We start from the raw sequence: 18825 nt of genomic DNA on the forward strand, positions 1-18825 counted from the left end.
CTGCGGATGTTGACTGATACTGCATCCAGTTGGTAATCGCACACATCCCTGGTTTGAGCACGACCAGCGGTCTGCAAAGATCTCTGCACTGATGTACTGCCAATATCGCAACCACCATGACGGCTTGCCGGGAGAACGCTTCAGATTGCTGTTTTACCGTGTCCATGGGCAGGATATTCTCACGGTATCTGAAGATTGGTACTGTGTCTGGTGTGGGCATCATTACAAGGGAGAGAAACACTGCGCGGTATGCAACACAGGGATATACAGCATTGAAGAAACCGACTAGAGGGAGAGCTATACCTGTCCTGTTGATAGTCCGGGTGACCTGCATTCACTCCCTCGTGTGTCAGGAGACCGGTAAAATGGCTATAAAATTCCAACCAACAGCACATGTGATTACTGTCGATGGTGAGTGGGTGGCGGTTGATGAACTTTCTTATCTGCACGCTAGGCTGTTGAGCTGTGGCTCCTGCCACATACGGGCTTCCCTCGTAGCCTGAATGCGCTTAGTGAACTGATGAAGATCGTCGAAGTACGTAAACAACGTGATATCAAAGACGTTTAGGTTAAAGAGCCTGTTGCTCCTATCCCTGTCGGGGATGAGCTTCGCTGTGTCGGAATCGCAAACCAGACGAAATTTGTAGGCGCTCCCGTACAGGACCTGCTGTTTGATTTTGCCCCAGTCATTAACCAATTCCTGCAAACGCATCTGTTCGGTAACATTTTCGCCCACGATAACCTCGACTGGCAAAACCGCGAGCTGGCAACGGTTGGCGCATTAGACGCCACGCCGGGCGTTGAAGCCCAGCTATTATCGCATACACGAGCAAGCATGCGGGTCGGCCTGACGGCAGCGCAGCTACGCCAACTGGCACAGGTTCTGCGTGAACATGGTGAAAGTGATGCAGCAACGCGAACTGAAAAGGCTCTGCAGCAGGCGCTCGCAAATAATTAGGAGTGGGTTATGGAGCATGATCCCAACCGCAGAATGTTAGTCACCGCACTTGCGGAGCTCACGCTGGCGAACGTTTCTTTGGCATCAGCTGTGACCGGAACCGCAAACGTGCAAGGTATAAGCCATGTTATGATGGCGTACTTTTCCCGCAGCGGAAATACACGAGTCATTGCGGGCGTCATTCACCGCAGCCTGAATACTGATCTGTTTGAAATCGAACCGGCTATGCCTTATCTAGAAGATTATTTTCAGACCGTTGAACAGTGGAAAAATGAGCGTGAGCGAGGCGTAAAACCGGCATTAAAAAATAGCGTGCAGATATCTCACGCCTCGAGACCGTATGTTTAGGCTTTCCGATCTGGGGGACCAGCGGCCGCCTGTAGTGCAAGCATTTCTCAGCAGCCACAACCTTGCGGGCAAATTACTCATCCCCTCCATTACTCATGGTGGTTAGAGTCCCGCAAAACTGTATGACGAACTCGATACATTACAGTCGGATCTTGATGAATAGCTGGCTCACTATAATAATGAGCGAACCCATCAGGGGAAATGTGCTGTAGCCGGACGCCAATGGAAACGTTACTTGATGAAAAGCGCATCTGGTACGAGAAAATTTTTTTCGGGGCATATCACAGGGAACGGATAAGGTCTTACAGCAATATTCTGAACACAGAATGCGCAAAACTCCGGATTCAATTAATGTTACGAGCTGGTAGGTATCAATGTAATGCTATTTATGATGCTGATGAACGTGAATAGGGCAGAATTCACCACAACAAAAGAAGACCACGTATTATCATGCTTTTTACTAATTCTGGTTGCTAAAGCTGTCAATATGATTCAGTAATCGGTCTGACAGATGCACATATTTAGCCAAATGACGAGTTTCATGGAATGGAGTGACTAAATTTTATACAGATCAAACAACTTACAATTTATATTAAAAAAGGTTTGACCGTAATCAATTCCAATGAATTTTTATTTACACACTTAACAAAATAAAAAACACTAGACAACATTATTAACCCTTACACTAAGATTATTCTATTTTTTAATTATTTCCACAACACCTACACCAGTAAAGCAGTGATGCCACCTATATATTAAATTTGTTATTGGGAATATTCTTCGAATATATAAAAACAGTAGCAGATGGAGAGTCGAGATAGAGACAACAGAAATGAATAATTTTTTGAGAGACTCTACATCCTTTTCCCAATCCAGAAAACCTAGTTATTGCTCTTTATAATAATCTATTAGACAACGTTTTGCACCCAGAGAGAATAACTATAATAAGCAACTCTACCACGAGGCCAAAATTAACTAGTAATTGTAGACTAAGTATTATTTCTTCATTATTATAGGCGATATATTCAGCACTACCTTATATAATCCCATATAGAATTTACAGACCAGACCATCAGACTGGTAGAGAAACCAAGATACACCGAATCTATTATCCATCTCTCATCAAACAAGCACAGTGCAAACTTGTCACCCAATACCCCTATGATTTATGAAAGTTAAAAAGCAAGTTCTATATCTCCACCGGGTGTCGTTCGGAGATCTTTTTTCGAAAACAATCAACCTTCTAATGAAAGTAAGTATTTTCTTGACCATGCAGGCTATGTTATTATATTTTATTAAAAAACAATTGCGGAACATACCCTTTTGTAAACCTACTCTACTTAGAAAAGTTTTTTATATACCTACAATGAATAAGTGAGAGATTTTCGATGAAATTATGGAATAAAACTATTTTAACTGCAGCAATTACTTTTCTCATCGTTGGCTGTGATGATGCGGATAAGAAAGTGAATAGTAATCTCAACCAGGCAAAAGAAGCAGCAATCCAGATTAAAGATGCTGCTGCCGAGAAAGCTTCATCCATTCAGGATGAAGCCAATAAGAATATTGATGCAGTCAGGCAGGAAGCTGATAAACAAGCGGGCCAGCTTACCGAGAAGGCAAAATCAATCAAGGCAGACGCTGACGCAAAAGTAAAATCCCTAGCTGAACAGGCCAAAGTTAAAGGAGATGAAGTGAAAGCTGATGCTAAACAAAAAAGCGATCAGGTTGTGGAGAAGGCGGAACAGATTAAGAACCAAGCTATCACCGAAGCAAACGAGTTGACGACTGATGCTGCGGCTAAGACTCAGGAAATCAACGACAGCATGAAAAAGGAAGAGGCCTATACTCATGTTGATTCTACCTCTGCCGAGAGAAAGTAGTAATTAAGGAAATAAAATGGGAGTTTAATACTGGATTATCTTCGACCTGATTGCATGTATCATCGCAAAATGTATTATGCCGGGTAAAGAGAATAGTGGGATTATTGCCACTGTTATTTTAGGAATTTTTTGTACAGTTGCAGGTGGCTACATCAGTACATAGTTTGGCTTCTGTAAAGTAGATGGCTTTAATCTTGGGAGTTTCATAGTGGCAGTAATTGGCGTTGTTGTATTATACATCTACAAAAAATAAAGTCATTAAAGGGGCGCAGCCTATGTCCCTTCTAAAAAACTAAGGACTTAACATGGAGTATTATGGTATTGTTTTGATTAAGTTTGTTATCGGGTTTGTTGTAGTAATCTCTCACCTAAACTTTTCTGGTAAAACACAACTATCACAAATGACACCGGTTGACTTCATCGGGAACTTTGTACTTGGTGGGGTTATTGGGGGCGTGATCTATAGTGATGCTATACCGATGCATCAATACATTATTGTGTTATTGATTGGTGTTGGTTTGATTTCACTTCTCAATTGGGTAAGTAAGCACGTCTGGTTTTTCAGAACATTTACCATCGGTGAACCCATTCCAATTATCAAAAACGGCAAGTTTCTTATGGAGAATATACTTCGCAGAAAAAACAAAATTGACATTATCAATGTTGCATCACAACTTCACTCACAGGGTATACATTCTTTCCAGGAAATACATTATGCCCAGATTGAACCCAGTGGCTCTCTTTCTGTCGTGTGTGAGGGAGGGAAAATGCCATCAATAATTCTGATGAAAGATGGAAGACCCCGCATTTCAGAGCTAAATGGTATCGAAAAAGATGAAGAGTGGCTCGATAGGATGCTTAACAAGGCAAGGATTGAACGAGATCAGGTATTTATCGCTGAATTCTGGGACGGAAAGCTAACATTTATCCTGAAAAATGGTAATGTAAAACGTAATCTAAACTAAAAGTTTAGGCGATGGTGATTCAAATTACAACCTCCCGCACACAAATATTAATAACGTAAATTCAACAAAACATATTATTACTATTATGACTGATAGTCTGTCTGATTTAAATGATATTAACTTGCTTCGTTCCCTGTCTCAAAATTTTGAGACAGATGTTCTTGAAGATATGGTGGGGAATCTCTTAGTTGTTCTGGATGAAAGACGAGTGGAAGAAGCATTACTGAATCAGGAACCAGAATTGAAAAATACTAAATTGGAATACATGCGAAAAAAATTGCTTGAAAATGGAATGGAACCTATAGAATTTATTTTTTTCTGAAAGGATATGTCATGCTTTATATCTACTATAATATTGAGAAGTAAGAATATTCGGGTTTTATCTGAATCTCAAGTCAAAACCCATCAGGAACTCGGTATCCATTTGTTATTATACCAAATATATTGAACCGAATTTCAAACTGCGTATTCCGATAATTCCGGTCAGTGATTCCGGCTTTTTCGATCGCGCTTCCCGCGCTGATTGTTTCTAACTTTAGTTTTTAATCCTTCTGATCGGTTTGCACCAGTTTATGCATTGACTCGCCCCTGATCTCAATGCGATATCCGTTATGCTGAAGCCGGTTCATATCAATGGTCGGTTTGGGCCAGAATATGCACAAGCTCCCTCCAAAAAAAGATAAGATATTACTGTCACCATTTTTGATGCCTTTTATACCATTGGCAGAAATCGTTCGCTGTCATTGGATGGGCATAAGAAAAACCCTGAATGTAAGTCACCCCCTTTTCTGTCAGCCAGTTAACCTGATGTGGTGTACTGACGCCCTCCGCAATGGTTTTGAGGTCAAGTCGTTTACTGAGGGCTATAATAGTGTCCAGTACTGGTGTGTCTGTATCAGCTGATTCCAAAATATCAATGAAGCTTTTATCAATTTTCAGGTAATCCACTTGCAAACTCTGGAGCAGTCCCAGAGAGCTGTAACCAGTTCCAAAATCATCTACAGCCACCTGACATCCTTTTTTTCTGAGATTATTCAGTTTCTCAGAAGCGGAGTAAGTGTCCTCAACCAAACTACGTTCTGTTATTTCCAGAACCAGGCAAAATGATTGTTCCAGGGAATTACGTAACCGCAGACAGTCTGCCATGAATGTTTTATGCTTAAGATGATCAGCCGCAATATTTACACTCAGATGAAAGGGCTGTAACACATGCCAGTTCTTGGTATCAATAGCTATCAGGCAGAAAAGGTGTCGTGTAAGGCTAATGATAATACCCTCCTCTTCTGCGGCACGGATGAATATTGCCGGAGGTATGGTCTTCCCGTCAGCTCGTTGCCAGCGCATCAGAGCTTCCGCGCCAATGCAGCGGCCTGTTGTCGTTTCGCAGATGGGCTGGTAGTGCACGAAAAACTCACCATTAGTCATCCCCTGAATAATTTCATTCGCAAGAGATATTCTCCCAGATTGCAAGTATTTCCGCAGATATAGTAAAACAAGAGTCAACAAAAGAAAAAGTGGGGCGAGGAGGAGCATATTACGTAATATATAATGCCAAATTGACCACAGGGGAGTGAGTACTTCAAGATGTGCCTGACTGAAATCTGAATAAATATCAGTTCTGAGAACGGGGGGGCGTAAGTTAATTTTTTTCTCACTGGAAATTACCGGGCCATCTGTAAATTTTAACCGCAGCGACGAATTATTTTTTTCATTCAGTGAATTCATCATGTCAGTGAAATAGCGTGCATCCACCACACTGAATGCGGTCAAACCGTTGCCAAGTTTATAGAAATAAATTATTGCTATATGGTCAGGAATATTAGTGGTGCCGGTGGTTGTTAATATCCGCAGGTCATCTGTGGATACAAAAACACGTGCTCCAAATATCTCTGATACATTCTGTTTCCTGGCCCCTGTGACCGACGAACAGATTAGACTATTATCCCGAATAAGTCCGGTGCTACGGATATACGGTGTCAGCGCCCCGGTTTCAGTCATTTTATCCCGGATACCCCCACAAGGCTTGTCAGCCATCCCTGCGGTGAGACGGGTTGTATTACGAGCAATTGACGTTACGTGATCAACTTGTGTCATTAGTATATCCGCTGTTATGTTCATCTCACTTTTTAGCTGGTTTAATGCCAATCCTGCTGACAACAAAGTCAACAAAACAACAGGGAATAGGATGCTGATAGCTATTGTTCTGTTACTTAGTTGCATCATTTGACTCACTCAATCTTTAATTTGTAAGATATTTGTACATATTCTTACACTCTACTTTTTTATTGGTACGAAATAAAAAATCTTTATCTCAAGGGTAACCAGCGCCTACATCTGTACATAGCCTGAACCTGAATAGTGTATTCTATGGAATGTCACCTTTCCCCCTATCACTTAAAATATACATTAAAAAAATAATGAGTGAGAAGGTGTTTGCTCCAGATGATCCTTACCTCCCTTCAGATTACAACATATTTAACTATATTCAGCAATCACCTTAATTATTCGAAAAATAATAATCACCATCACTCTTAACATTATTAACTCATGATTTGTAAACAACCTTCCAACATGTAAAGTGGTAGCGTTATATTTACTGCATCTAAAAATGATCGACCATACTTCACCTCCCTTCTTTGGGGGGGGGGATTCATAGCTCGATAATTCTTAATGATAAATTCAAGCGGCGTTTATAAGAATTTAAACGCCATCGACCTCACAAATATATACTCCATCTTCTATATCGAATATCCATACGATTACGATACCCGTTACAAATACTCGTTCTCATTATAGTTAATGAATATACCAAACCGAGACATTATAAATTCCCGAGTGCCGATATATTGGATTCACAGCACTCGGGGCTTATATTATTGCAGCGTTAAGTTTACATTTGACTGGTTAGACGAGCCCGAGTCACCACTCCATGTCATTGGTGATGATTTTAGTCGGAACGTTTTTCCAGCATACTGAACTTCAACGATTGCAGATACTGAACCTTGATCGTCCATTCCTCCGGCGTGATTTCCCCAGCAATCCTCCACCAGTTGTGTATTAGAATTAATGCCACTACCGGAGCTTGTAAAGCGAATACTTCCAGAATTACCTGTACTCCCCATTGCTCTGGTCCAGTATTCTTTACCTCCAGTATTCTTCCTGGTGTAATTATCTATGTATAAAGTAATATCGTGCCCAAAAAGTGTTTTTTCTGAAGGATATAGCGGAACTAAGTTTACATTAAAATCCAAATAAACATCCCGTTGAGTCCTCAGATATGAAGTCCTGCAAGTATTCTCACTATCTTTTGAACGATCTGATGTTATGTATACATCATGTTTTAGAACGGCAGTTGCTGAAGCAATGACTTTACTAATATCAACAACGCTCGTATTAATTCCTTTACTTACCTTTTCAGATTCAATATCAGCATAACCATAGCCAGACACACTGACAGTGAGAGATTTACCAACCCATACTGCCTGAGCCTTTATCTTAGTTTTCCCTGATGAGGTTTCACCTTTTCCATACGTTTTTTCAGCAAGCAAGTTATCACCTTCGAATATTTTTACTACCACCTTTTCTGGAAGATAATAGGGATCAACTTTAGAAGACCAGTCTATCTGAAGCTCATCATTTATAAAGTAAGGTTGCCAGTCCTGCTTTAAAACATCCACGAGTTTTCCCAGAGACGTTCCCTGTATACTGGTAAGTGACATAACTGGTCTACCATAAATGTTTAAATCGTAATCCCCCGATGAAGCTTCATATCGGTCATCTTCTTTTACAGAAATTTTAATGCGCGTGTTTCCCGGTGAATACAGTTTAACGGCACCATCAGTATCAATTTTCAGAACAGAACTTTCACTACTCGACACCTCTACAGTGGCGTCTGTCGGGAAGGTTTGTTCGGGAGTTTGCCTATATGCATTTGTGTTGGTATACATCTGTTGCATATTAACTTTCCTGAGTGTCTCTGAAAATGAGACAGGAAGTTTGGCTTTGGCAATGACAAGAACATATTCTGCTTCGGAGGCTTCAAATCTGTCATTTTCCGTCGTGCTGGCAAAAAATTTAACGCTTCCCGCCTTTCTCATTGTGATTGTTCCGTTCCCGTCAATATCTGATACTTCCGGTTCAGAACTTGTATAGTCAATTGTGAGGTCGCTCAAATCAATCTGATTATCTGTGCTTTTTACTTCAGGCAATACGAAATCACTACCATAAGTAGTCTGGTGTTCCCCGGGACCAAAGATTAACTGTGGTTGCGCTTTGTTTACTTTCAGCGTATAGGTAGCCATTGCCGGATTGTATTGTTCATTACCCGGTGTATAGACCGTTATTCTGACTTCACCGGATTTATTGAGCGTAGCTTTACCTGCACTACTCACTGTAGCAATTGTTTCATCAGAGCTGGACCATATTTGTTGAAGACCTTCAGGCATACCTCGCACAGACTGTGATGCGTTAAAGTTTTTCGTCCAGGTCACCTCCTGCTGTGCATTATCAAACCGTAAATCTGGTGTAATGGCTCCAACTGTTACCGTAACGGAGTTCCCCACTTTTGTACCGCCCACATGTGCACTGAGTGTGACCTGCCCTTTGGTTGTTGCGGTCCCTGTTGCCACATAGCGTCCATTCTGCTGGTCCTGAACCTTACTGAGCTTAAAACCAGCCAGTAAATCAGCGCCTTCGATTATGACCGTTTTCCCCATGACCGGGTTACCGTAGGTATCTTCCAGGCTGGTTGTGAACGTGACCGTATCCTTACCGTCAGAGCCAATACTGGTTTTGTCTGCACTAAAGGTGGCGTTTTTTATATCCCCGGCGATAACGGTGACGTTATCCGCCTGAATATAGTTATCTGTATCAAGATACGCGGTCATCTGAAGCAGCCCTGCTGTATGGCTTTTTACCGTGGTTGTTGCAATCCCTTTTTCATTAGTACGCGACGTTGGTGCATAGCTTTCCGCCTCGCCACGAAGCTGCCAGGAAACCACCACATTATTCAGCGGGTTCCCCTTAGCATCTGTGACTGCAGCACTGTAGGTCACCCCACTGGCATCACCGGCAGTCAGGCTGGTTTTGTTCGGCGTGACTGCTGACAATTTCCAGCTGTCAGTATCACCTTTTACTGTCAGCATGCGACTTTTGTTCAGCGTAGCCCCGCCAACCTGAACAGTCAGTGAGGCACTGCCGACCTTGTCGCTGCTCACCGTCATTTTATAGTGGCCAGGCGCATCGCTGTTTTCCTGGCTTTCACCAATGGTCACATCGTTATTATCACTGTGACCACTGACGCTCTTCCCTGTAAGCTGGTTGCCATTACTGTCACGCAATGTCAGTGTCAGTATGGCTGTCTCTTTTCCAGCCACAATCACTGAAGGTACCAGTGTCATTTCTGAGCGACTTTCATCCACATCACCGGCACTGAATATCACGTCAGGCGCAGACGTGGTACCTGAAGGGAGAATAACCTCCACTTTGGCAGTCCCTGCGAGCTTCCGGCTCAGCGTGACATGTGCAGTGCCGGAATCATCCGTACGGGTCATCTGTGCGCTGAGTGTACTGCCCTCATTTGCGCTCCAGGTGACAGGGAGCCCTGCTCCCAGAGCATTTTCGTTAATATCGGTCAGCACGGCTGCATACGTGACAACATCGCCCACGGTGGCAGAAGCCGGTGTGACGGTGATACTACCTTTGACTCTGGCAGTATCATTATCAGCCTGGAGCGTTATTGAAGCGGTATGATTGATGCGGATACCGCTGATATCAGCACTTACCTGGGATGTACCTGCTTTCTTACCCGATACACTTGCCGCGTAGATGCCCGGTGACACCTCACTGAAAGCGGATACGGTCATATCCAGGTCAGGCGTGAAACCGGCATTTATCTTATCTTTCAGACCCGGGAGCAGATTCCCTTCGGCATCACGGACTGTGACACTGAGCGTGGCACTTTCTTTTGCTGCAATGATGCTGGATGGAGAGATACTGAGTGAGGATTTATCCGCACTGATATCGCCAGCGGTGAAGGTGACCGCTTTATTTGCCTGAACCGACGTGCCACCACCCAGCATAGCTGAAACCAGGGCACTGCCGGCTGCACGACTACTCAACGTCATTTCAGCCACACCATTTTCATCCGTCTTACTCAGGCTCGAAGAAAGAGTACCGAGAGTGGTACTCCAGCCCACTGCAACCCCTTTAAGTTTTGTATTGCCATTCCCATCCTTAACCTGTGCCCGAATCGTCACGGTTTCCTGCCCGTCAGCTCTGGCCGTATCAGGGCCGGATACAGTTACACTATCAATTTGCGCAGAGTCCTGGCTTGCCAGCAGTGCCAGAGGTGTCTGCAGATTAACCGCTCCGCTTTCCGCCTTCAGAGTCCAGGCGCCCTCAGCGGTTCCGGTGACTGAAGCCTGATAAACCCCATCTCCCTTTTCCACTGGAGTAAAGTGAATACCCGATGTTGTATCTGCGCTCCAGTCGATTGTTTTCCCAGGTACAGGGTTATTCCATTTATCGCGAAGGATAAGAGACGCCAGTGATTTAGATTGACCGTCAGCTGTAATGGACTGAGGGGACACCGAAAGCTGGCTGTGGTCATTTTCTGGCTCTCCCGGACCAAAAGTCACCTGAGCCGAACCTTTTTTACTGTTATACAGTACGGCAGTGACCGTGGTGATGACCGCCTCTGTTCCGGTAAGCTGTACCGTGGCCTTGCCTTCTGCATTCGTCTGACTCACTGTTTCACTCAGTAAGTTGTGGCTGGTCTGCCACGCCACACTGGTGCCAGAGACCGGATTATTATTCCCGTCAACCACAGTGGCCGTCAGAATAACGGGTTGCGCCTGTCCTGCGGTCGCGGAAGTGGTACCTGCCGTCACGCTGACATTCGCAGTCTGTTCATCAGATATGGCCGTAAGGACAAGCGATTTCGTACCCCCTTTACCAAGGGATGCGGATACGGTCATCTCACCTGCATGAATCGTTGTCAGGGCAGCAGAGACCATGCCATCTGCATCCGTCACCGGGTGGGAAGGTGTAATTCCGGCGTGATTGCTGTTAGTGAGCGCCACTTCCACACCAGAAAGCGGATTACCATTGGTGTCAGTAATGCTGACTGTCAGTTCTGCTGAATCTTTACCATTGGCCGTCAGCGTCTGCTTGTTAGTGTTGAATGCCTTGATGACGGGGTTCTGCTTGTCAGCCACGAAGGTAAACGGAGAAGCAGTCTTTGACGATGCATTAGTGGACGCCGTGACCACCACGTCACTGTACGCCCGCGTACTGGTAACCCGCACTTCAGCAATCCCTTCTTCTGACGTGATGGTTTGCGCATCATTAAAGACGACAATGCTGCTGTCCTTACTGGATTTCCAGTCAACAGGAATACCGGAAAGTGAGTTCCCATTCTGGTCCTTAATGAGTGCCCTGAATGTCACAGCAGTTACACCGTCAGCCACACCGGACGCAGCAGTTGTATCAACAGAGGTCACAATGGCCGTCGCATTATTGCCGGTAAAGGTAGTCTCCTTTGAGACTGACTGGCTGTTCACGCTGGCAGCCACGTGCGCAATACCTGCAACAGTACTGGTCATCGTGGTGGTGACCATACCCCGGCTATCCGTTTTGACTTTCTCCTCAGTGAGCGCTGCGCCATTATCTGCACTGAATCCCACCAGGATGTCCGGTACAGCATTACCCTTTGCATCAGTCACCCGGGCTGAGACGGTTTTTTCTGTTTTTCCATCAGCCAGGGAGACCTCAGGAAGAACGCTTAAATCCTTTTGCTCAATCCGCGCCGTATTCTGATCAGGACGGAAAGAAAGCTTCAGTGTCTTACTTCCCTTATTGTTAATACTGGCTGTAACAGTTGTATCACCGGCAAGTGGTGAGGTAACCGGAACAATGACCGTACCATCTGCTTCTGTGATGGCTGACTCTGCAACACTGGCGCTGTTATCTGCCTGAAAGCTGACTGACTGACCGGGGACAGGATTACTTTGTGCATCGACAACAGTCACCCGGAATCTGTTTTGTGACTTACCATCAGCAAGGGCATTGTCTTCAACCACATCCAGTTCGCTTACCATTGCAGTGGCATTGTCTGCTGTCAACTGGACATCTGCAGACGCAAATTTCGTATTACGGGCTGATGGTGTAACCGTGAATGCTTCAGGCATTGTCCCGGAGGTAACTGTCATCACATATTCTCCGGCCGCACGTCGGGTAAACGACGACACGGTGGCGTTGCTGCTCCCGCGAAGCCTCGAAGCTTTCTCAACACTGATTTCATTTTCAGCAATATCTACAGGCTGCCCTTCTTTATCATTCACCTTCAGGACAAATTCCTGCTGAGAAACACCGTCAGCCGGCAGGGTTGCGTTCGGAGGTGAGAGCGAACTGGTCGTTTTATCAATCGCCGCCTGAGTAACTGTGACCTGCGTTTCAGCCCGGCCGGAAACGTTCCCTTTTTTATCAACGGCAACGCCGCTGACGGTGTAACTGTTAGAAGCCTCCACACCAGAGCGATAAGCCGGCATCACCACCGTCCAGTCCTCTCCGTTCTGCACGATTTTTCCTCCTGCAGCGATGAGTGGGGAAGCCGACCAGTCAATACGCTCCAGCCCGTACTTGCTGTTGACGGATACCCCCAGAGACTTCTGCTCACCGGCATAGCCTGTCACCAGGTCTGCCGTATTCAGACGGATAACCTCTTTCTTGCGATACTCCAGCACGATATTGTTGTTGCGATCGACCAGGTCATAACGGCTACCGGCCAGGCTGCGCATGGCAGCCACCGCGTCCGGATTAATCTGGTGCTGCCACGGCATACCCAACTGGTAGTTCATCTCAACACCGAATCGGGTGTCATTTTCACCCGCTTTCCCCTGGCGTTGCTCAGCAGTGAACGTCAGTAAAGGAATCGGGGTGTAATTCACGCCGGCAGTAATGGCGTGCGGATTTCGCTGGCGGTTATCCCTGCCAAACAGAGCCACCTCATCGCCATAGTACTGCTCATACGTCAGCTTTCCGCCGAGCTGCGGCAGTGCCGGTAGCCAGTACTGTGCTCTGACATCCCACCCGTTGGCCGGACGTTCTTCATAGTCCTCAAGATCCGGTGAGTTTTTCCAGTTAGTAAGACGATGGTACGTGTTGACGCCCATCTTCAGGAAATCTCGCCAGTACTCTCCGCCCAGCCCCAGGCGGGCATGATCGCGGGACAGGTCGTAATCAAGAAAGGTGTTGGCGCCCAGCATCCAGTCACCGGCGAACCAGCGGTAACCAAACCCGAGATTAGACTGGGTGCGGTCATCGGTCCGGTGGATACTCCCCTGGGTAAAGACAAGACTGTCCTTTTGTTCGTACAAAGGGACAAGCAGGTCAAGCTGCGAGTTTTTGAGAGAGAAGTTTTTATCCGCATCCAGCTGTACGCGGGCAGTTCCGAAGCGGCTCAGCCATTGCTGGATTTCACTGCTGGCAGCACCGGTGGTCATACCGCGGGCCATTGAAGCCGCCGCCTCACCCTTTGTACCGCTGGCGAGGATTCCCCCGGCCTGCGAAGCATATCCGGCTACTTTCTGCGCCTGCATATCTTCACTGTTATAGCCGGAAACGGATGCAGCCGGGGCATCATCCCAGTGCACCTCCGGCAGAGGGGCCAGCGGTACATCAAGCTCATCGCCTGGTTGCAGGTGATCAAATCCCCGTGCGAAGGTCCGGAACTGGTTCAGTCTGAGCAGATCTTCCACTGACATATTGTATTTTTTAGCAACAGAGACAATGCTTTCCCCTTTTCCGAGCGCGTATACCTGTGTCTGCTGCACATTCTGCGTCTGGCTCTGCAGAAATCTCCCGTCGCCTCCGGCACCGGCCATCGCGGGGGTAAATGCAGCAGCCAGGGGAAACGTAGTCTGGACGCCGATATTGAGCCAGGCAAACAGCCTGACATGGAGCGGGATGCGCTCATGGTATAGTTTTTTCATAAGGATAAATTCCACAAAAAAAGCCATCCGCAGATGGCAGGTCAGTTCAATTCGGTGGTCGAAAGAGGGGTCAGTTCAGCAACAGATATTCGAGCTTTCTGACATTGAATTTCTTTGCAAGCTTTGTCTTCCATGACTGAATGGTGGAATAGGCTCGATTATGCTGGCTATGCATATAACTCATATTCCCTGATTCGAGATAATGCTTTAGTAGAAGAACATCCCCTGCTGAAAGGTTACACCGCATCCAGGGAATTATTCTGGTGAATTTACCTGAATATCCAACACCGTTCAGGACAGAAACTATTGTATCTATGGATACGTATGATTCGAATACAGCGCAAACCCGTGAACTCTCCATTAGCCAAAAATTAGCAAGAGGCATCAGGCGGGGAGTGGAAATAATGACAATGGAATCACTGTTGATCTCAGGGAAATCCTGTAAGAATTTCCTGAGATGACTTCCGTTCAGATTCAAAAAATAATATTTCCTGGTTTCTTTTCGAGGTTTTAATCTGGCATAAAAGGAAGAAACCCCTGACCGAAAATAGAAATCATTTTCAGGCCAACTGGTTGAAGAAGATATTGAAAGTAATCCCTGATTCATAATCATCAGTCCTGACTTTGTTTTTGTCACGCTGTTTTGTCATATATCCGACGTTCCTTGAACGGCGAGACAATTTTAAGAAAAAAAATGCAGATCAAAAAAAAATAACGCACCGCAATTTTACACAATTGCAACCGATCGTCAAAACTGATCAATGGCAATATTTTGATAGTTATTAATTATCAAAAAAGTCTAATCGATCGTCGATGGCGATCTAAAACCGACTTCACATGCTTTAAATATTCATTAAATATCATAGCTTTACTTCGTTACTGTTTAGTTTCTTAATGTTTCAAAAAAGCAACAGAGAACCTTCTGAATTTATTGTATTGAAATATTTTGTAACATATTAATTTTACTTTAAATACTGAAATTTAAAATTAATAACATATGTTATTATATTGGTGATTATTATGCTTGATTAAAAAAATTTTACTTTAAATATAGAGTTGTAATACAGTGATAGCATGGTTGAGAGAATGAGGCATAGGTACTTGACATCGTGCCATTTATGATAATTATCCCTATGGTCATTGATATACAATGGAGCAGGCTACGTTGTATCTCTATAAGTACTGAAAGCTCATCTTATCCAAGATATAGCAACTTAGATATGCAACATGTTTGGGTGAAGCACTCAAAATTATTTTCTTAACCAGCAAGAATCATATAAATGAGTATATGTGGCACATCACCCTGCCATTACTCAATACATCTCCAGAAAATAGAGTGAACGACAACAATGAGATTTAAGAAGAAAACGATCAGTACGGTCATATCGCTAAGTTTTATAGCTCTAAGTCCGTCGACCGCGATGGCGAATAACATAGTTATTGATGATGATGAATCAATAAAAGATCAGCAATTAAACATTACAGATGCCCCGGATGACTCCATAAAAATAAACAATGGGGGAATACTGTCAATAAACCATTCTGATGTTAATATCAACCAGAGCTCCACTGGATACGGTATGAATGTAGCCAGTGGAGCAACATTGAATATTACCGATGGTTCCGTCATAGAATACAGTTATGGTCTTTCTGGTAAAAGTCTACTAAGCAATAGTAGCAATGGCGAAATTAATATATCTGATTCATCCATTAATTTAAGAGCCAATCAAAACTCTGACCAGGATTACTTTCAAAAAAGTAACCTTTTATACAGCTTATCCGGCTCTGTTAATAATATAATTCGCTCAACACTTACAACAGAAAATGGAAATATAGTAAACAATCGTGGAGGCCTGGTAAAAATCACAGATTCAACAGTTCAGATTGAGGATGTTCTGTCTGGTGGTGATTACTCATGGGGGTTCAACAGCAGCTTTGACGGCACAGGAACAGGAATATATCTATCAAATTCTGAAGTAACTTCCCTGGTAGACCCAAGTAAATACAGCAACAGTGGATATACGGCTATATTCTCTCCTTACGGAGACGGGTATATCAACATTGACACTTCAGATATCTCCAGCCTGAATGGAGAGCGAATTTTCCACATCACCAGCGGCACAGCAGAGACATCTGCATCCAGATATTATTTTAAAGGCCTTGAAAACATAAGAAATTATGTAGCTACATTAAATGGATATGAATCATTTTTAAACATTAAGGATTCGTATTTTGAGGTAACTGGTGGAAGTGGAGTTGTTTTTCAGGTGGCAGGGTTGTACATCTGGGATGATGAGATTCCTGAGACAATGACTGCGGATGGCCTTGAACTAAAATATAGTGATAAATATACAGGATTTGAAATATGGAATGGGACATCCTTAACTCTTAAAAACTCTGTCGTCACGACTGAAGGTGGTACAGGAGTGTATTACAAAACATCTTCAGACGGAACTGAACACTACTCATCCACATTGATCGATAGCTCACAAATAAATGTCGGGCAAGGTACTATTTTCAACTCAGGACATTCCAGATCAGATATAAATATTACCAACGGTTCTTTACTTTATTCTGACTCATATCTGATTAAACAGTCATCTTCAGGGGGGGACTCTTATTTAAATCTGATAGCAGACAAAAGTAATCTGTCCGGTGATATTTTAGTTACATCTGAAAATGATGATGCTGTAACAAACATCAGTCTGAATAACGCTGTCTGGGCCGGCAATGTGAAGTTAGAAGGTGAGCATTCACTTGCTCATCTGACCATGAATGATAATTCACGTTGGGACATGACATCATCTTCGAATCTAAGCGATCTGGAGTTCAAAAGCGGTGTGATTAACCTGGGTGGCACTGATTCTGCCGCAGGTAATGTGTTGACGATTGATGGCGATTACACAGGAGCAGACGATAAAGAGAAAGCCACCATCATATTCAATGCTGTCCTTGAGGATGATAATTCTCTTTCGGATAAACTGGTTGTTAATGGAAACACGTCAGGCCAGACTATGGTTTCTGTCAGGAACATAGGTGGACAAGGCGATTCGACGCTTAATGGTATAGAAATCATAGATGTAAAAGGTCTTTCTGATGGTTTGTTTCACAAAAAAGACCGCATCATTGCCGGAGCATATGATTATGATCTTATAAAAAAAGGCAATAACTGGTACCTGAGCAGCTATGTACCTGAACCAACTCCTGAACCAACTCCTGAACCAACTCCTGAGCCAACTCCTGAACCAACTCCTGAGCCAACTCCTGAGCCAACTCCTGAGCCAACTCCTGAACCAGGTCCTGAACCAACTCCGGACCCAACTCCGAGCCCAACTCCAGATCATAAAGTCAGACCCGAAGCCGCAAGTTACATTGGGAACCTGGCAGCCGCCAATACTCTGTTTAACACGCGTCTACACGACCGCTTGGGTGAAACCCAATATATCGACGCGCTGACCGGCGAGAAAAAAGTCACGAGCCTGTGGCTACGTCAGGTCGGTAGGCATAACAACTGGCGTGATAGTAGTGGTCAACTGAAAACACAAAGCAATAGCTATGTGGCTCAGTTGGGTGGCGATGTGGCTCAGTGGTCAACGGATGGTTTAAACCGCGGCCATCTGGGGCTAATGACAGGTTATGCCAACAGCCACAGTCAAACCCATTCGTCAGTCACCGGCTATGATTCTAAAGGTTCTATCAGTGGCTACAGCGCTGGGGTTTACGGAACATGGTTTGCTAATGATGCCGATAAGAGCGGGTTATATGTAGATAGCTGGCTGCAATATAGTTGGTTTAATAACCATGTAAACGGTAGGGGGTTGGCCAGCGAGTCCTATAAATCTAAAGGGCTGACAGCGTCACTAGAAACGGGCTACACCCTGAAAATGGGAGAATTTACGGGCAGCAAAGGAACGCTTAACGAATGGTTTATTCAGCCACAGGCACAGGCTACGTGGATGGGCGTAGAGGCAGATAAACATCGCGAAGACAATGGTACGCGAGTGAGCAGCGAGGGGGATGGCAACGTACAGACCCGTTTAGGTATGCGTGCTTATCTGAAGAGTCATCATGCCATGGACGAAGACAAAGGTCGCACCTTCGAGCCGTTTATCGAAGCTAACTGGCTGCATAATACACACGCTTTCAGCACGAAGATGGATGATGTCCGTATCAACCAAGCTGGAGCACGTAACATCGGTGAAGTGAAAGTGGGTGTAGAAGGGCAAATCAATTCACGCCTGAACCTATGGGGCAACGTGGGAACGCAGGTCGGTGATAAAGGTTATAACGACAGCACGGCTATGATTGGCGTGAAGTATAACTTCTGAACGTAAACAATTTACTCCCTGAGACTGCGTTATTCTTAATTGTCTCGATGTAGCGATATTTAATACTTTTTCTGACAGGCAACTGCGGGTTCAATTGAACCCGCAGCGATTCAGTATCCTAAAAACAATATCTCAACGTTAGCACTTAGCGGACTGAGCCAGTTTCACATCTTTGATGTTGATTTTCCACTTTCTTCTCTTATGAGCGGTAACTTATACAAAGGCTATATTTGTACTAAACTTAGTGACGATACCTGGCATCATCAATGATGTATCTTTTTTAGGAGAATAGATTAAAGTTGATGATTTTCCAATTCAATGAGGTACTATATGATTGTTTATATAGATACA

General features: G+C 44.4%; 8 protein-coding genes and 4 pseudogenes. 9 read left to right on the forward strand and 3 right to left on the reverse strand.

What is annotated here, in order from left to right:
• The first annotated feature begins 19 nt into the window (after positions 1 to 19).
• The 8 genes and pseudogenes from OGV94_RS25095 to OGV94_RS04010 all read left to right on the forward strand — a co-directional run bounded on the left by OGV94_RS25095 (position 20) and on the right by OGV94_RS04010 (position 4476).
• Positions 20 to 289, forward strand: coding sequence for a putative zinc ribbon protein (locus OGV94_RS25095; protein WP_353622566.1), 270 nt, complete (start codon positions 20 to 22; stop codon positions 287 to 289).
• A 180-nt stretch (positions 290 to 469) separates the two neighbouring features.
• A pseudogene (locus OGV94_RS03980) lies at positions 470 to 958 on the forward strand (carboxymuconolactone decarboxylase family protein); the annotation flags it as partial.
• Between the two features lie 9 nt (positions 959 to 967).
• Positions 968 to 1409: pseudogene (locus tag OGV94_RS03985) on the forward strand (flavodoxin); the annotation flags it as partial.
• Positions 1410 to 1421: 12 nt separating this feature from the next.
• Positions 1422 to 1570: pseudogene (locus tag OGV94_RS03990) on the forward strand (IS481 family transposase); the annotation flags it as partial.
• A 1124-nt stretch (positions 1571 to 2694) separates the two neighbouring features.
• Positions 2695 to 3189, forward strand: a complete 495-nt coding sequence (locus tag OGV94_RS03995; protein WP_286522661.1) for an E3 ubiquitin--protein ligase — start codon at positions 2695 to 2697, stop codon at positions 3187 to 3189.
• Between the two features lie 76 nt (positions 3190 to 3265).
• A pseudogene (locus OGV94_RS04000) lies at positions 3266 to 3442 on the forward strand (GlsB/YeaQ/YmgE family stress response membrane protein).
• A gap of 52 nt (positions 3443 to 3494) precedes the next feature.
• Complete coding sequence (locus tag OGV94_RS04005; RefSeq protein ID WP_286522663.1) at positions 3495 to 4154, forward strand: DUF421 domain-containing protein; 660 nt, start codon at positions 3495 to 3497, stop codon at positions 4152 to 4154.
• 85 nt (positions 4155 to 4239) lie between these two features.
• Positions 4240 to 4476, forward strand: a complete 237-nt coding sequence (locus tag OGV94_RS04010; protein WP_140168318.1) for an H-NS family histone-like protein — start codon at positions 4240 to 4242, stop codon at positions 4474 to 4476.
• Between the two features lie 371 nt (positions 4477 to 4847).
• Here OGV94_RS04010 and OGV94_RS04015 read toward each other — a convergent pair whose 3' ends face one another.
• From OGV94_RS04015 to OGV94_RS25190, 3 genes are all read right to left on the reverse strand, one after another.
• The gene (locus OGV94_RS04015) at positions 4848 to 6377 is read right to left on the reverse strand and encodes an EAL domain-containing protein (protein ID WP_249269192.1); all 1530 of its coding nucleotides are present in this window, start codon (positions 6375 to 6377) and stop codon (positions 4848 to 4850) included.
• Between the two features lie 650 nt (positions 6378 to 7027).
• Positions 7028 to 14146, reverse strand: a complete 7119-nt coding sequence (locus OGV94_RS04020; protein ID WP_286522667.1) for an Ig-like domain-containing protein — start codon at positions 14144 to 14146, stop codon at positions 7028 to 7030.
• Positions 14147 to 14216: 70 nt separating this feature from the next.
• Positions 14217 to 14759, reverse strand: a complete 543-nt coding sequence (locus tag OGV94_RS25190; RefSeq protein ID WP_502874119.1) for a hypothetical protein — start codon at positions 14757 to 14759, stop codon at positions 14217 to 14219.
• Positions 14760 to 15495: 736 nt separating this feature from the next.
• Between OGV94_RS25190 and OGV94_RS04025 the strand changes: the two genes are divergently transcribed.
• The gene (locus tag OGV94_RS04025; protein ID WP_286522669.1) at positions 15496 to 18474 is read left to right on the forward strand and encodes an autotransporter outer membrane beta-barrel domain-containing protein; all 2979 of its coding nucleotides are present in this window, start codon (positions 15496 to 15498) and stop codon (positions 18472 to 18474) included.
• The last annotated feature ends 351 nt before the right edge of the window (positions 18475 to 18825 follow it).

Source organism: Citrobacter sp. Ce006 (assembly GCF_030336535.1).
Lineage (GTDB): Bacteria > Pseudomonadota > Gammaproteobacteria > Enterobacterales > Enterobacteriaceae > Citrobacter > Citrobacter europaeus.